The organism is Polaribacter ponticola (genome assembly GCF_026191475.2).
Classification (GTDB): domain Bacteria; phylum Bacteroidota; class Bacteroidia; order Flavobacteriales; family Flavobacteriaceae; genus Polaribacter; species Polaribacter ponticola.
In genome coordinates this window covers 1064735-1079949 of sequence record NZ_JAOSLC020000003.1, presented here as the reverse complement: position 1 = coordinate 1079949, position 15215 = coordinate 1064735, and the positions used below count along the sequence as shown (strand labels likewise).

14 protein-coding genes, 1 tRNA gene and 2 pseudogenes are annotated in these 15215 nt (G+C 28.6%); 10 read left to right on the top strand and 7 right to left on the bottom strand.

The window, feature by feature from the left end; translation table 11 throughout:
* Nucleotides 1–42: 42 nt before the first annotated feature.
* The 3 genes and pseudogenes from N5A56_RS09915 (at nt 43) to N5A56_RS09905 (ending at nt 2661) form a co-directional block, all read left to right on the top strand.
* A pseudogene (locus N5A56_RS09915) lies at nt 43–956 on the top strand (dimethylarginine dimethylaminohydrolase family protein).
* A 73-nt stretch (nt 957–1029) separates the two neighbouring features.
* The gene (ctlX, locus tag N5A56_RS09910; RefSeq protein WP_274270380.1) at nt 1030–1965 is read left to right on the top strand and encodes a citrulline utilization hydrolase CtlX; all 936 of its coding nucleotides are present in this window, start codon (nt 1030–1032) and stop codon (nt 1963–1965) included.
* 21 nt (nt 1966–1986) lie between these two features.
* Complete coding sequence (locus N5A56_RS09905; protein WP_265725316.1) at nt 1987–2661, top strand: PrsW family intramembrane metalloprotease; 675 nt, start codon at nt 1987–1989, stop codon at nt 2659–2661.
* Here the strand turns inward: N5A56_RS09905 and N5A56_RS09900 are convergent.
* The 3 genes from N5A56_RS09900 to N5A56_RS17430 are packed head-to-tail and all read right to left on the bottom strand — an operon-like array spanning nt 2651 to nt 5424.
* Nucleotides 2651–3781, bottom strand: a complete 1131-nt coding sequence (locus N5A56_RS09900) for a T9SS type A sorting domain-containing protein (protein WP_265725315.1) — start codon at nt 3779–3781, stop codon at nt 2651–2653. The genes N5A56_RS09905 and N5A56_RS09900 overlap by 11 nt on opposite strands.
* Before the next feature lie 6 nt (nt 3782–3787).
* On the bottom strand, nt 3788–4849 hold the full coding sequence (locus N5A56_RS17435; protein WP_337994786.1) for an alkaline phosphatase family protein: 1062 nt from the start codon (nt 4847–4849) through the stop codon (nt 3788–3790).
* On the bottom strand, nt 4825–5424 hold the full coding sequence (locus N5A56_RS17430; RefSeq protein WP_337994785.1) for an alkaline phosphatase family protein: 600 nt from the start codon (nt 5422–5424) through the stop codon (nt 4825–4827). Before N5A56_RS17430 ends, N5A56_RS17435 begins: the two co-directional genes overlap by 25 nt.
* 110 nt (nt 5425–5534) lie before the next feature.
* Here N5A56_RS17430 and N5A56_RS09890 point away from each other — a divergent pair, with 110 nt between their 5' ends.
* From N5A56_RS09890 to N5A56_RS09875, 4 genes are all read left to right on the top strand, one after another.
* The gene (locus N5A56_RS09890; protein ID WP_265725313.1) at nt 5535–6275 is read left to right on the top strand and encodes an MlaE family ABC transporter permease; all 741 of its coding nucleotides are present in this window, start codon (nt 5535–5537) and stop codon (nt 6273–6275) included.
* Nucleotides 6276–7043: an ABC transporter ATP-binding protein gene (locus N5A56_RS09885; protein WP_265725312.1), complete on the top strand. Its 768-nt coding sequence runs from the start codon at nt 6276–6278 to the stop codon at nt 7041–7043.
* Between the two features lie 59 nt (nt 7044–7102).
* Nucleotides 7103–7175 (top strand) — tRNA-Lys (locus N5A56_RS09880).
* 112 nt (nt 7176–7287) lie between these two features.
* Nucleotides 7288–8772 (top strand): DUF389 domain-containing protein, encoded by a 1485-nt coding sequence (locus tag N5A56_RS09875; RefSeq protein WP_265725311.1) that lies wholly within the window; start codon nt 7288–7290, stop codon nt 8770–8772.
* A 50-nt stretch (nt 8773–8822) separates the two neighbouring features.
* Here the strand turns inward: N5A56_RS09875 and N5A56_RS09870 are convergent, their stop codons facing one another.
* Together N5A56_RS09870 and N5A56_RS09865 are read right to left on the bottom strand one after the other, a co-directional pair.
* Nucleotides 8823–9392, bottom strand: coding sequence for a SprT-like domain-containing protein (locus N5A56_RS09870; RefSeq protein ID WP_337994784.1), 570 nt, complete (start codon nt 9390–9392; stop codon nt 8823–8825).
* A gap of 13 nt (nt 9393–9405) precedes the next feature.
* Nucleotides 9406–10087, bottom strand: a pseudogene (locus tag N5A56_RS09865) (SDR family NAD(P)-dependent oxidoreductase).
* A 69-nt stretch (nt 10088–10156) separates the two neighbouring features.
* Between N5A56_RS09865 and N5A56_RS09860 the strand changes: the two are divergent.
* Nucleotides 10157–11434 carry a metal-dependent hydrolase family protein gene (locus N5A56_RS09860; RefSeq protein ID WP_265725308.1) on the top strand — a complete coding sequence of 426 codons (1278 nt, stop codon included), beginning with the start codon at nt 10157–10159 and terminating at the stop codon, nt 11432–11434.
* A 301-nt stretch (nt 11435–11735) separates the two neighbouring features.
* The gene (locus N5A56_RS09855) at nt 11736–11945 is read left to right on the top strand and encodes a hypothetical protein (RefSeq protein ID WP_265725307.1); all 210 of its coding nucleotides are present in this window, start codon (nt 11736–11738) and stop codon (nt 11943–11945) included.
* On the opposite strand, the gene N5A56_RS09850 is transcribed toward N5A56_RS09855, so the two are convergent.
* Nucleotides 11932–13437, bottom strand: coding sequence for a hypothetical protein (locus N5A56_RS09850; RefSeq protein ID WP_265725306.1), 1506 nt, complete (start codon nt 13435–13437; stop codon nt 11932–11934). The two genes, N5A56_RS09855 and N5A56_RS09850, sit on opposite strands and share 14 nt — an antisense overlap.
* A gap of 44 nt (nt 13438–13481) precedes the next feature.
* On the bottom strand, nt 13482–14519 hold the full coding sequence (locus tag N5A56_RS09845) for a glutaminyl-peptide cyclotransferase (RefSeq protein WP_265725305.1): 1038 nt from the start codon (nt 14517–14519) through the stop codon (nt 13482–13484).
* Between the two features lie 254 nt (nt 14520–14773).
* Here N5A56_RS09845 and N5A56_RS09840 point away from each other — a divergent pair, with 254 nt between their 5' ends.
* Nucleotides 14774–15025 (top strand): type B 50S ribosomal protein L31, encoded by a 252-nt coding sequence (locus N5A56_RS09840; protein WP_068363688.1) that lies wholly within the window; start codon nt 14774–14776, stop codon nt 15023–15025.
* Nucleotides 15026–15215 lie beyond the last annotated feature (190 nt).

Sequence of the window (15215 nt, the reverse complement as noted above, 5' to 3'; positions counted from 1 at the left end):
AAGCTTCATAATTTATGAAGCTTTTTTTATCTATTTAACAATATGTTACAACTTAATATTAAAAATGAAACTTCCAGATTAAGATCTGTAATTTTAGGAACAGCAAGTAGTAATGGGCCTGTTCCAAATGTTGAAGATTGTTACGATCCTAAAAGTAGGTTACATGTATTAGCAGGTACTTATCCAAAAGAAGAGGACATGGTTTTAGAAATGGAAGCTGTTGCTAAAGTTTTTAAAAAATATGATGTGGAAGTATTTAGACCTAAAGAAATTAAAGATTATAATCAAATCTTTTCAAGAGATATAGCTTTTGTAATAGATGATAAATTAATTAAAGCTAATATTCTTCCAGACAGAGACAAAGAAATTGATGCTATTAATCATGTAATTTCTAAAGTTACTTCAAATAATATTATAGAATTACCAGAAAATTGTCATGTAGAAGGTGGTGATGTTATGCCTTGGAATGATTATATATTTATTGGTACATATTCAGGAAAAGATTATCCAGATTATATTACTGCAAGAACAAATGTAAATGCTGTGAATGCTTTGCAAAAATTGTTTCCTGATAAAATTGTGAAACCTTTTGAGTTAAGAAAATCAAATACTAATGCAAAGGAAAACGCGCTTCATTTAGATTGTTGTTTTCAACCTATAGGTAAAGATAAAGCGATAATTCATAAAAACGGATTCTTAATTGAGAGTGAATATGAATGGTTGATAAACTTTTTGGAATAGAAAATGTTTTTGAGATAACTAAAGATGAAATGTATAACATGAATAGTAATGTGTTTTCAATATCTGAAGATGTTATTATCTCTGAACAAAATTTTACCCGTTTAAATACTTGGTTAGAAGATAAAGGTTTTAGGGTAGAAGCTGTACCATATGCAGAAATAGCCAAACAAGAAGGTCTTTTGCGTTGTTCTACAATGCCATTAATTAGAGATTAAAATTATTAAAAGTTTTTATTAGGGTTGTAAAGTTTAGCTATTATTATAAGCTATAGGCCTAAATATTTGAATTATGAAACAAACTACGAACACTATTTTAATGATTCGTCCGGTAAATTTTAGGATGAACGAACAAACTGCAATTAACAATTATTACCAAAAGGTTTTAGACGGAATTTTACCATCAACAGTTAATAATAAAGCTCAAATTGAATTTGATGCTTATGTAGAAAAATTAAAAAGTTATGGTGTAAATGTAATTGTAGTTTCTGATACAAATGAGTTTGATACACCAGATTCTATTTTTCCTAATAATTGGATATCATTTCATCAAGACGGAACTGTAGCATTATATCCTATGTTCGCAGAAAACAGGAGGTTAGAGCGTAGAGAAGATATTTTAACTACTTTAGAAAAACAAGGTTTTTTAATTGATAATATTGTAGATTATACTTCAGCAGAAGAGGAAGGAATTTTTCTAGAAGGTACTGGAAGCTTGTTGCTAGATAGAGTAAATAAAAAAGCATATTGTGCTTTGTCTCCAAGAGCTGATGAAGATTTGTTTATTGAGTTTTGTGAGGATTTTGAATATACACCTGTTGTCTTTACAGCAAACCAAACTGTAAATAATAAAAGAAAAGCCATTTACCATACAAATGTTATGATGTGTTTGGCAGAAACATTTGCTATTGTTTGCTTATCTTCTATTGATGATAAAAAAGAACGTAAAAATGTTCTAAAACACTTAAAAGAAGATAGTAAGCAAGTTATTGATATTACAGAAGAGCAAGTAAATAATTTTGCTGGAAATATGTTACAGGTTAATGGAGCTAATAATGAGCTATTTTTAGTTATGAGTAAAGCAGCACATGATTGTTTAACTCAAAGTCAAAAATCTCAAATTAACAACCATTGTAAAATTATTTCTAGTTCATTAGATACTATTGAAGCATGTGGTGGTGGAAGCGCACGCTGTATGATGGCTGAAGTTTTTTTGCCTAAAGAATAATATCTTGCTTATATTTATTAAATGAATTTATTATTTCTTGCTATTGCTCCAGTAATGATTATTGTAATTTTTATCTATCTGAAAGATAAATTTGAAAAAGAACCAATTTCTTTTCTAGTAAAAAATTTTCTTCTAGGTGCTTTTGCAAGTATTTTAATAACTTTTATTTTAAGTTTAATTCTAAATACGATCTATCCATTAACGGATTCAAAAAGTATATTTCAGCAATTGCTTAAAGCGTTTATTGTTGTTGCTTTAGTAGAAGAGTTCTCTAAATATGTAATTGTTAAGTATTATGCACAAAGTAATAAAGAATTTAATGAGCCTTTTGATGGAATTGTTTATGCTGTAATGGTTTCTATGGGATTTGCAGCTTTAGAGAATATCTTATACGTTTTTCAATATGGAGTTTCTACAGGAATTATAAGGGCATTTACTGCTGTACCAGCTCATGCTACTTTCGGAATTTTAATGGGGTATTTTATGGGTAAAGCAAAATTTTCTAACAATAAATTAAAGTATAATTTAATTGGATTGATAACTGCTACTGCTTTTCATGGAGCATATGACTTTTTTCTTTTTATAAACTTTATCCCTGGCACATTAATAGGAGCAATTGTCTCCTTAATTATTGGAATTACACTTGCTAGAAAAGCGATTAAAAAACATCAAAAAAACTCGGTGTTTAAAGCTTAATTATTTTTCTACTATAACTTTTAGTGTCATTAAACTGAACTTTTATAACATATATTCCTTTTAAAAGGTGAGATATATTAATTTCTTGATGTGGAGAGTTATCACTTAAAACTTTTTTGCCAATAGTATTAAATATAGTTATAGATTTAATTTTTTTCTTACTGTTTATTCGAATTAAATTTGAGGTAGGGTTTGGTAATATTTTAATTTTATCGATATCAAAACTTTCTGAAGATAATACTTTTGTTCTTTCATCTTTAAACTCATAGAGTTTTTGGGGCAGATTTACAAAAGAATTGTTTACTCTTTCTCTTGATAGATAGAATTTTCCATCTTCAAAACTAGTTATTGCTTCAATTTGACTTCTTTGCTCTACTTCACTATTTAAAATATGCTTTTCAAAACCAGAGTTAAAAATATCATTTCCAGAATTTCTGTTAGAACTTATGTATATTAGAAAAGGAATTGCAGTTGTACTATACCCACAAAGCATAAAATTATTGTTACAGAAAGTTGCTCCAGTTATTAATCCTTCTACATTAGCATTACTTACTTTTGTAGCAGAATAAGCTCCTGCAATATTTGGAATTTTATAAACATTAGTTTGAAAATCAGCTCTATTTTTAGTAAAGATTAGAAGTTGGTTATCATAAACTACAAAAGCTTCTGCATCAAAATTATGATTATTAGAATTGCTGAAATTTTTTTGATCTTCATAAGAGAAAGAAATTATATCCGCAGAAATACTATTGTTTTTTTTAAAATCTGACTTTAAAATTTTATAAATCTTTAAATCTGTTCTTGTACCATTATTATTTCCAAAATCTCCAATATAGATATGAGTATTATCTTCAGTTATGTCTTCCCAATCTACATTAGACGCGTTGTTAATATTAATAGTTCTTAATAAGTTTCCTGATGAATTACTTAACTCATATAAATTAGCCTCATCTCCACTATCATTATGTGTTATAATTTTTCCATCTAAAAACAATAAACCAGAGGTTTCTTCAACAATAGAAGGTAACTCAAATTTCTTATTAAATTCTGTAACCTGACTATTTACTGAAATAGAACTGATATAAGTTAAAAATAGTAATATCAGATGTTTAAGTTTCATTATTAATTATTTTAAGGCCTCTGTAATAATTTTTCCTGTAGAAGAATTTGGAGCTTCAATTTTGAGTAAGTTTGATATTGTTGGTGCAATATCAATAATATCATACTTTTTTTTAGAAACACCTTTTTTAATTCCATTTCCATAAAAAATTATAGGTATATGTGTATCATAAGAATATCCAGATCCGTGAGAAGTACCAGTTCTACCTCCAGTTAATGTTGCAGGGAAAGGTATCATCATAACATCTCCAGAATATTTTTGATTATAACCATTTTGTAAATAATTTAAAATACCATCAGAAAATCTAGTTGTTTGTAAGGTTTTAGCAGTTACAGCTTTATAAATTCCATCAAAATTTATAATTTCGTCTACTAATTTTTCGGCAACTTTATTTCTATTTAGCCCCAAAGATTCAATTTTATCATTGTCTAAAAATATTTGATAATTAGAAACGTTTTCAATTAATTCTGTAGAATTAAAATATTTCTTTGTGACTGCTAAAATTTCTTTTCTAAATTTACTTGTACTAAAATAATGTGCAGGTATTTTTATAGATTGTAAATATGCAGGTATATCTACAGCTGCATGATCAGCTGTTAAGAAAATGGTATAATTATCTTGCCCAACTTGTTTGTCTAAAAATGAAATTAAATCTGCAATGTCTTTATCTAATCGTAAATATGTATCTTCTATTTCAATAGAAGTAGGTCCAAATTGATGACCAATATAATCTGTAGAAGAAAAACTTACTGCTAAAAAATCTGTATAAATTCCTTTTCCAAGGTCTTCATTAATTATTGTAGCTTTTGCAAAATCTGCTGTAAAAGAATTACCCGCAGGTATCGCCTTTATAATATCGAAATTTCCATTTTCAGCTTTTAAATTAGGAATGTCGTGTGGAAAAGTGGAAGTAGTTTCACCTTTAAACTTTCCTTCAAATATATTCTCATCAACAATACTATTTGTGTAAGTTTCTATATTATAAAGAGTGTTCCATGGTGTTTTTAAATAATTATTAACTATTTCAGAGTTGTTAAAATTATCTACCCAACTTGGCAATTTTTCCATATAAAATGAAGAAGAAACCCATTGTCCATTTTTTTGCCATCAAACCAATATGCTGCATTAGCTGTATGACCAGCGGGTAAAATTGCAGATCTATCTTTTATAGCTACACCAATAGTCTTCCCTTTCATATTCTGAGCTAAATGAAGTTGATCTGTTACGGTTGTAGTTTGCATTCTAAACGGAGATTTTTTCCCTGCAATACCATTATTACCTATAGTTTTGAAATTAGTATCATCTACACAATAAATAGATTTTTTTAAAAATTTATCGTACCAATTGTTAGAAATTATTCCATGATTATCTGGTGTGGTACCTGTATAAATTGATGTGTGACCAACTGCGGTATATGTAGGAATGTAATTATAGTGTGCATTTTCAAGAGAAAAACCGTGTTTTAATAATTTTTTAAATCCATCATTTCCATATCTATCAGAAAATCGAGTTAAATAGTCATATCTCATTTGGTCTATAACAATGCCTACTACTAATTTAGGTTTTTGTTGATTCTTTTTTTGAGATTTACAGCCAAAAAATAAAAAACTAGATACTGATAAAAATATTAATATATTTTTCATGAAAAATTATTGTTTATGAATAAAATCAAAAGTAATTAATTTTTATTTTGATTGCTTCAAATTAACAGTCTATTCATGTAAATTTAATACTTTAGCATAAAATTAAATCTATGAATTACATAGAGCATATTGGTAAATATTTTATAATGCTTACGCAGGTTTTTAAAAGACCTCAAAAAGGTAGGGTTTTTTATGAAGCTTTAATGAAAGAAATAGAAGAGCTTGGTTTAAAATCTCTTGGTATTGTTATGTTTATTCCCTTTTTTATTGGTGGAGTAATTGCTTTACAAACTGCTTTAAATTTAGAAAGCCCTTTCATACCAGATTCCTTAATTGGTTTTGCAGCTAAAAGATCTATAATTTTAGAATTTGCACCTACATTTTGCTCAATTATTTTAGCAGGTAAAGTAGGTTCATATATAACTTCTAGTATTGGAGCTATGCGAGTAACAGAGCAAATAGATGCACTAGAAGTTATGGGGATTAATTCATTAAATTATTTGGTGCTACCAAAAGTAATATCTACAGTGTTCTTTTACCCTTTTTTAATTCTTCTAGCAATGATTTTAGGCATATTTGGAGGATGGGTTGCAGGTGTTTTATCTGGTTTATTTGCTGGAGTAGATTATGTAGAAGGATTGCAAACAACTTTTAATCCGTTTTTAATTACTTATGCAATGATTAAAACATTAGTTTTTGCTTTTTTAATTGCAACGGTTCCTTCTTATCATGGTTATTATGTAAAAGGTGGTTCAATAGCAGTTGGTAAAGCAAGTACGCAGGCAGTTGTTTGGACTATTATTTTAATTGTAATTGCTAATTATTTTCTAACTCAAATGTTACTTACCTAAATGATAGAAGTTAAAGATTTACATAAAGGTTTTGGAGACGTTAAAGTTTTAAAAGGAATAACTACTACATTTCTACCAGGAAAAACAAGCTTAATTATTGGGCAAAGTGGTTCTGGTAAAACAGTTTTTCTAAAATCTTTGATAGGGTTGCATGTTCCAGAAGCTGGAACAATTTCTTTTGATGGGAAAGCTAATACTCAATTTTCTAATGAAGAAAAGAGGCAGTGGAGACAAGAAATAGGTATGGTTTTTCAAGGTAGCGCATTATTTGATTCTCAAACTGTAGAAGAAAATATTATGTTTCCTTTAAAAATGTTTACAAAACAGTCTCAATCAGAAATGTTGGATCGAGTTAATTTTGTGTTGAAAAGAGTTAATTTAGAAAATTCTAATAAAAAATTTCCTGCTGAGTTATCTGGAGGGATGCAAAAAAGAGTTGCAATAGCAAGAGCAATAGTTATGAACCCTAAATATTTGTTTTGTGATGAGCCAAATTCTGGTTTAGACCCACAGACAGCTATTGTAATAGATAATTTAATTCAAGAGATTACAGATGAATATAACATTACAACAGTTATAAATACTCATGACATGAATTCTGTGATGGAAATTGGAGAAAAAATTCTTTTTTTAAAGAATGGAAGAAAAGCGTGGGAAGGTAGCAGTGATGAGATATTTAAAACTGACAATGAGGCTGTTGTAAGTTTTGTGTATTCCTCTAATTTATTTAAAAAAGTAAGAGAAGCATATTTAAATGAAATAAAATAAAAAAAAAGTTTGTTTGTTTGTAAATAAATTATATATTTGCAGCCGCTTAAAACAAGTATGACCTGGTAGCTCAGTTGGTAGAGCATCTCCCTTTTAAGGAGAGGGTCCTGGGTTCGAGCCCCAGCCCGGTCACAAGTTGAAAAAACTCTGCATATATATGCAGAGTTTTTTGTTGTTAATAACAAAAAATAAAAAAACAATAATCTACTTTTTTTGTATCTTTCACCAGTTAATTTAATATATAATGGGAGAAAATAATTTGAATAATACTTCAGTAGAAGAATCTAAGGTTGAAATTAAAAATGAAGCCAAAGGTTTATTTGAAAGTATTAAAAAGTATTTGAAAGAGCTTTTAGACTTTAGAGATGATACAGATCATGAAGCTACTATAAATGCTATAAAAGCTGACATTCCTTTTAAGGGAGCTACAGCTTGGATTCTTATTTTTGCTGTTTTTGTGGCTTCTATAGGGCTTAATGCAGATTCAACAGCGGTAGTGATTGGTGCTATGTTAATATCGCCTTTAATGGGGCCAATCTTAGGTATTGGTAGTGCGTTTGCAATTAATGATATTGAAATTTTTAAAAAGTCCGCAATAAGTTTAGCTACAATGATAGTTTTAAGCTTATTGGCTTCATTTGTATATTTTTATTTTTTTCCAGGAGCTGGTGAGGAAACTTCAGAATTGTTAGGAAGAACTAAGCCAGATATTAGAGATGTTTTAATTGCTTTTTTTGGGGGATTAGCCTTAATGGTTGCTAGAACTAAAAAAGGAACTGTAGCTTCTGTAATTTTCGGTGTAGCTATTGCAACGGCATTAATGCCACCTTTATGTACTGCGGGTTTTGGGTTAGCAAATGGTTTTTCTGGAAATCCTAAAGGATTCGAATATGCTTTAGGAGCTTTATTTTTGTTTACAATTAATACTATTTTTATTGCCTTGGCAACCTTTATAGTATTAAAATTATTAAGTTTTCCAATGCATAAATATGCGAACGCTGCAAGAAGAAAACGTTACACAACTGTAGCAACAGTAGTAGGTATTGCAGTTATGATACCTGCAGTTTATACTTTTATAAGTGCCTTGGATGAAAGTAGAATGGATTCTCAGTTTTCTAAGTATGTAAAAAATGAGATAGATTCTAATCCTAAATATCAATTAATAGATAAAGATTTAAATATTAAAACTAAGATTATTAGTTTAAACTTTTTTAATGAAATTAGTGAGGCCGAGGAAAATATGCTGCAAAATCAATTAATTAATGACCCAAGGTATGCAAATTTAAAAGATGTTAAAATAGAAATTAAAGGAAGTGATACTAAGAGTTTTGAATTGATTACTACTGCATATAAAGAGAAAAGAGAAGAATTGCAAGAAAGTAAAAATATTATTGCAGGCTTACATAAACAAATCTCAGATCTTCAGGAAGATATCACTAAATTGAATAACAGAATTGAGCAAGATGCTTTGAATAAAAATCAAAAAATTGTAGCTTTTAGTAGAATTGCTAAAGATGCAAAAATTAGATATGTAGATATTGAAGCAATTGGTTTTGCGAGTGTTTTATCATCTAATGACTTTATTAAAATTGATACTATTCCTGTAGCTACAATTAAATGGAATTTAAAATTACCAGATAGTATAATTGCTCCTAAAGAAAGAGAGTTAAGAAGTTGGCTTCAAAAAGAAATGGAGTTAGACACTTTGTTTATTAAAAGAGATAAGTAGTAAAAAAGCATCCAATTGGATGCTTTTTTATGGTTTATAAAGTTTAACTTCTACATTCTGATTGAATAGATATATTTTTTTGTAGCAACATTTAAACATTCAAATCTAGTTCTTCGTTTGTTACCTTTTTTATAGATAATATCCTTAAAAATGAAGAAACTCTCAAAGGGGATTTCGAAAATAAAACTTTTACCGCTTGCAGCTTCGTTCCCTTTTAAAGCTAATGCTAAATTTACATCGGTATCTGTACTTGCTTTTGGGTTTTTTAAATAATTAGCTAGATGAGGTAATATTGTTATGGGATAAATCTCTGGTCGTAAGAAAGGAAGCATTAAATGTTGAAAAACTGTTTTCCATTCATTTCCGTGAGGTTGTACTCTGCCAAATTTTTGATGAGTAACATGATGTGCTATTTCATGAATTAAAGTCAATAAAAATTGATATTTATTTAAGTTATTATTTACTGTAATCTGAAACCGTCCATTAGGTAATTGTCTAAAGTCACCATGTTTTGTCTGTCTTTGATTTACTATTATTAAATCGAAAGAATGTTCATCAATTAAAAATTGAACATAAGGAATCGCTTTTTTGGGAATGAAATTTTGGTAACTTAAATTCAATTTAAGGTTTTCTTTATGGAGTTGTAGATGAAACTTGTAAAACTTTACCGTTGTAATATTTATTTCCAGTTAATGAAAAGTCAAAAATATAATTAGCCATTTCTTCAGCGGAAAGAGGTGCTTTGTAATCTGGAAAAGCTTCTTCTAGCATTTCTGTTTGCACAGCACCAAGAGCTAAAACATTAAAAGCTATTTGTTGCTCTTTATATTCTTCTGCTAATAATTCTGATAAAGTAATTACTGCGCCTTTTGCAGAAGAGTATGCTGCTAAACCTGGAAATTTCATACTTCCTTGTATTCCTCCCATAGAACTTACAGTTACAACATGGCTTCCTTTTTGTAAATACGGAATTAAGTTTTTTGTAATTTCTGCAACACCAAAAACATTTACTTTATAAACTTCTAAAAAGTCTTTAGAAGTTAACTCTGTAAAAGGCTTGTTAATCAGTTTACCTGCATTATTTATTAAAATATCTACATTTTTTCCAGTTATTCTTTATAAAAGAAGTTACCTTTTTAATATCCGAATTATTAGAAATATCTACAGAAAGTAAAGTAATATTTTTACGATTTATAGCTTCTAAAGGTTTTGTATTTCTAGAAATAGCCAAAACTTGATGTCCTTTATTGGCAAATTGTTTTGCTAGTTCAAAGCCAATTCCTCTACTAGTACCTGTAATAACTACATTTTTCATTTAAAACTAAAATTTTTACAGCAGCAATCTACTTAAATTTTCATACATTTAAGAATTAATTTTAAACAAATGAAAAAAACAGTTCTACTTTTTATTGTTATTTTTTTTATGCAGAATATAACAGCACAAACTACTTATATTTTATGTGGTAAATTGATTGACACACAATCTGGTAAAATCAATACTAAAAAAACTATTGTAGTTGAAAAAAATAAAATTATTGATGTAATGGACGGTTATGTTATGCCAAAATCTGGAATTTCTATAGATTTACGAGACAAGGTAGTAATGCCTGGGTTAATAGATATGCATGTGCATTTAGAAATGGAGTATGATAAAAATGCAAGGATAAATGAGTATATTTTAAATGAAGCAGATATTGCATATAATTCTGTAAAATTTGCTAAAAGAACTCTTAAAAATGGGTTTACAACAGTAAGAGATTTGGGAGGTACGGGAGTAAATATATCTTTGAGAAATGCAATTAATGAAGGCAAAATTCCAGGGCCAAGAGTATTTACAGCAGGTAGTGCTTTAGCTACAACGGGAGGTCATGCAGATCCAACCAATGGGAGTAGTAGAAAGTTATTAGGAAATCCTGGGCCTAAAGAAGGTGTGGTAAATTCTGTAGAAGATGCAAAAAAAGCTGTAAGACAACGTTATAAAAATGGAGCAGATTGTATAAAAATAACTGCAACTGGAGGTGTTTTAAGTGTTGCTAAATCTGGAGATAATCCTCAATTTACAATTGAAGAAGTTAAGGCTATTTGTGATATGGCAAAAGATTATGGGATGCATGTAGCTGCTCATGCCCACGGAGATGTTGGTATGCAAAGAGCTGTTATTGGAGGTGTAAAAACTATTGAACATGGTACTTATATGGGTGATGAGACTATGGAGATTATGAAAAAACATGATGCGTATTTAGTACCTACAATTACAGCAGGTAAAGAAGTGGTAGCTAAAGCAAAAATAAAAGGGTTTTATCCGGATGTTGTTATTCCTAAAGCATTAGCAGTAGGACCTCAAATACAAGGAACTTTTGCTAGAGCTTATAAAAAAGGAGTAGGAATTGCTTTTGGAACAGATGCTGGAGTTTTTAAGCATGGAGCAAATGGGAAAGAGTTTGGTTTTATGGTAGAAGCGGGTATGCCAGCAATAGAAACGATACAGTCTGCTACAATTACGAATGCTAAAATTCTAAAAATGCAAGGAGAAATAGGGCAAGTTAAAAAAGGTTTTTTTGCTGACATAATTGCTGTAAATGATGATCCAACTAAAAATATTTCTACGATGGAAAATGTTGTTTTTGTAATGAAAAATGGCGTTGTTTATAAAAAGCAATAAAAGAAATGAAAAATAATTTTTGGAATTTACTCTGGGTATTAGTTGGGATCGTAATTATTGTTTTTACTTTTTTAAATGGAGATAAAACAAAGACACTTTTTCATGTCGAAATTAACATTTGGATATATCGAGGTGTTTGGTTGTTAATTTCAATTGGGAGTTTAATAACTTTTTTTAAACGAAGTAAAAAATCTAAAAACTAAAAGTGTGAGTTTTTTATTTTAAGAAAAAAGAAGTATCTTAGTAGCTTATTAGATAGATGTTTAAGATCATGCTTCCCCTGAATTTAAATTATTTTTCTATGAAAACGAAATATTTAAATTTATTTTGGGCAGTATTAGCTACAGTAATTCTAATCTACGAATTTTCTGACGGTAAACAACATTCAATAGCAATTTTTGGGCAACAGTTTAAAGTATGGTATTTAACTATTATATGGAGTATAGTAGCTATTAAAAACTATTATTCTTTCTATTTTAAACTAAAAAGTGAATTAATTACTCAAAAATAATATGCTGAAATGCGCCAATATCAGGGTTTGTTGTTCTATTTACTCCTAAAATATCTAAAGCTATAGAAGTTGTTTTAGCTTTACCTATTGCGTCAGAATCTTGCCCAATAATAAAATCTTCATTTTGTGAGTTTCTAAAATTAGATATACCATTTAAGATAATGTTATCATAATTAGAGTTGGTATCAAAATTTAGTTCTGTATTATCTGCAAATGAGTTTCCTGTGTCATTAAATTGAATCATAGAATTACTAATATTATAATTAAATACACTTCCTTCAATTTTATCTAAAATAAATTCAATATTATTATTCCCATCAAAAATACAGTTCGTAAAGTTAGCAGCATGTAAATCTCTAGTTTCTATTATTTCTTGTCCATTTTGTTGGTAAACGAAAAAATTATTAATCAAAACAGCTGGTAGTTGTCTAATACCATTGTTCCAAAAATTTGCAAAGGTTGCATGTGTAAAATTATAAGTTCCTCCAATTGTTGCGGCTAAAGAAGCTTGTCCTGCAGAGCCTATAACCACATTGTGGGCCTCAATATTAGTTTCCCTTGCAAGTATTCCGTAATTAGAATGGTTGTAAATTTCTGTGTTTTGTAGTTTTAAGGTAGGAGTAGTAGTTGAGCCAATACTATCAATTAAAACGCCAATAACTCCGTTTCTAATTTCGGCAAAATTAATTTCGTTTTCTTTACTACCGGCACGCATCCAAATTGTACCCCATTGACCAGGAACTTTATCAAAACCATGTTCTAACCTATCGCTTTCAAAAATTACTTTTTCTGTTAATGTTCCGTTTACTTTTAGTGTTGCTTTATCATCTATAATTAAACCCGAATTGTCATGGAAATGAATTCGAGCTCCAGCTTCTATTGTTAGTGTTTTGTTTGAAGAAACAGCAGCATAACCGTAAATTACGGTAGGTTTTGTATTGGTAAAGGTTAATTCTGAGTCAGTTAAAAATCTACCTTTAATATTTGTTGGCTCCCCGTTAATTGTTAAACTATCAATTTTCATTGTAATTGGATCTTTACCAGGATAAATAAAATTAGCGTCTTGCACCAAAGTTACTAAGTCTACTTCTTGCTGATTTGAGCCATTATCAAATAATATTTTGTCAGTATATAGTGGGTTTATTATATTACTTGCGTTAATAGTTGTTTCTATAAAAACGTAAACACTATCATTTGCTAAAATATCAATATCATTAAATGTTTTACCTGGTATACCATCAACATTTAAACGGTAGTTTGAAGTAGTACCGTTTTCTAAAGCTATTTTAGGAATTGTTATCGATTTATTACTACGATTATATACTTTTAAATTATAGGTTGCAGAACCTATGTTTGTAAAAACTGTGTCTAAAAACACAGTATCTTTTGAGAATTCTAAACTACCAAAACTAGGTATCGTAGAAAAATCCTTTCTACAAGAACTTACAGTTATTAAAGCAATACAAATAATTGAAGTGATGATATAGCGCATAAAACAATTTTGTTTAAAAGTAGAACTTTAAAATGTAAGGTTTATTATTTTTTTACTAATTCTATTTCGAAGAGTTTACCCCAGTTTTTTCCAGTAACAAATAGTCTGTTGTTTTCTTTGTCAAAAGCAATACCATTTAAAACATCATCCTGATCAACTAATTTTTGAGTTTTTTCCATTTCTTTAACCAAGCCAGATAAATTTACAATACCTTCTACAACCCCATTATTCGGGTTTATTATAGATATTAAAGGTTTTTGCCAGTAATTAGCATATATTTTACCATTAATGTATTCTAATTCATTTAGTTGAGATATTTTTTGTTTATGATTATAAACCTGAATATATCTTTTTTCTTTTTGAGTTTCTGCATCTAAAAACCAAATCTTATTAGTTCCGTCAGATTTTATTAACTCAGTTGTGCTATTCGCTAAACCCCAACCTTGTTTACTTTTATTATACTTAAATTCACCTTTCTGTTTAAAGGTTTTTAAATCATAAATAAACCCCTTATTGTTTTCCCAAGTTAACCAATAAATTTTATTATTAACAATAGTCATACCTTCACCAAAGTATTTCTTATCTAAATCAATTTTTTGTAATACTTTCCCCGTTTTAATATCTACTTTTCTTAAAGTGGATTGCCCTCTTCTTCCAGTAGTTTCATATAAAAAACCATTATAATATTCTAAGCCTTGTGTATAAGCTTTTGTATCATGCGGATAGGTGTTAATTATTTTATAAGAGTAAGCTTGATAAGGAATATTTGCAAAAACCTCAAAAGAGTTGTTCGTTTTTTTTGTTTTTCCTGGGTAAAATGCAAGAGAAGAAACAATATGTTTACCTACACCTAAAGAGGCAGTATTTATTATTGCGGTATTTCCATCAGCAATTATTTCTTTACCATTCACAAAAAATTGAATTTTATCAACCTTATTATTATTTTTTTCTTTTAAAGTTACCTTTACCTTAGAGTTTAAAGTTGTTTTTTTTGCAACCTCTAAAGTAAATTTATATTCTTCATTACAAGATGTGAATAATAGAGTAGCTAAAAAAGGGATAAGAAAAGCAATTTTCTTCATTTTATGGATTTTATATTTTAGTATTAAACATGTAATTATGAGACATGTTAGCTCGTTTTTGGGGTAAAATTATTAGTTTTTCTTATTAATAATTTTTAAACATCAAATAAAAACATTTTTTTATTTGTAAATTAAAAAATAAGGTTAAATTTGCATCCTCAAAATGGTTAATTATTAACTATTTAGAACATTGCGAAAAACTTTACCAATTTTACGTATACAAACATAACATTAAAGTATTAAAATATAAAACAATGAAGAAAGGAATTCATCCAGAAAATTATAGAATGGTAGCATTTAAAGATATGTCTAACGAAGATGTGTTTTTAACTCGTTCTACAGTAGACACTAAAGAAACTTTAGAAGTAGACGGTGTAGAGTATCCTTTAGTAAAACTAGAGATCTCAAGAACATCTCACCCATTTTACACTGGTAAATCTAAACTTATCGATGCTGCAGGTCGTATTGACAAGTTCAAAAACAAATACGCAAAATTCAAAAAGTAATCTTTTTAGAATTTTCAACATATTTAAAACTCCAACATTAATTTGTTGGAGTTTTTCTTTGCTTTTAATTTATTTCGGAATCTGCTAAATTTGTTTCAGTATCTCAATGAAATTATTTAAGACTTTTTTTATTTGAGCGTTCCCTTTCAGGCCAGGCTTTACACTATATCTTTTTGCGAAAAACAAAAAG

Excerpts from the sequence above, each read along its gene's own strand:
- N5A56_RS09905 (WP_265725316.1), top strand. The coding sequence starts at position 1,987 with ATGAATTTATTATTTCTTGCTATTGCTCCAGTAATGATTATTGTAATT.
- N5A56_RS09875 (WP_265725311.1), top strand. The coding sequence starts at position 7,288 with ATGGGAGAAAATAATTTGAATAATACTTCAGTAGAAGAATCTAAGGTT.
- ctlX (WP_274270380.1), top strand. The coding sequence starts at position 1,030 with ATGAAACAAACTACGAACACTATTTTAATGATTCGTCCGGTAAATTTT.
- N5A56_RS09900 (WP_265725315.1), bottom strand. The coding sequence starts at position 3,781 with ATGAAACTTAAACATCTGATATTACTATTTTTAACTTATATCAGTTCT.
- N5A56_RS17430 (WP_337994785.1), bottom strand. The coding sequence starts at position 5,424 with ATGAAAAATATATTAATATTTTTATCAGTATCTAGTTTTTTATTTTTT.
- N5A56_RS09855 (WP_265725307.1), top strand. The coding sequence starts at position 11,736 with ATGAAAACGAAATATTTAAATTTATTTTGGGCAGTATTAGCTACAGTA.
- N5A56_RS17435 (WP_337994786.1), bottom strand. The coding sequence starts at position 4,849 with ATGGAAAAATTGCCAAGTTGGGTAGATAATTTTAACAACTCTGAAATA.
- N5A56_RS09885 (WP_265725312.1), top strand. The coding sequence starts at position 6,276 with ATGATAGAAGTTAAAGATTTACATAAAGGTTTTGGAGACGTTAAAGTT.
- N5A56_RS09840 (WP_068363688.1), top strand. The coding sequence starts at position 14,774 with ATGAAGAAAGGAATTCATCCAGAAAATTATAGAATGGTAGCATTTAAA.
- N5A56_RS09850 (WP_265725306.1), bottom strand. The coding sequence starts at position 13,437 with ATGCGCTATATCATCACTTCAATTATTTGTATTGCTTTAATAACTGTA.
- N5A56_RS09860 (WP_265725308.1), top strand. The coding sequence starts at position 10,157 with ATGAAAAAAACAGTTCTACTTTTTATTGTTATTTTTTTTATGCAGAAT.
- N5A56_RS09890 (WP_265725313.1), top strand. The coding sequence starts at position 5,535 with ATGAATTACATAGAGCATATTGGTAAATATTTTATAATGCTTACGCAG.
- N5A56_RS09845 (WP_265725305.1), bottom strand. The coding sequence starts at position 14,519 with ATGAAGAAAATTGCTTTTCTTATCCCTTTTTTAGCTACTCTATTATTC.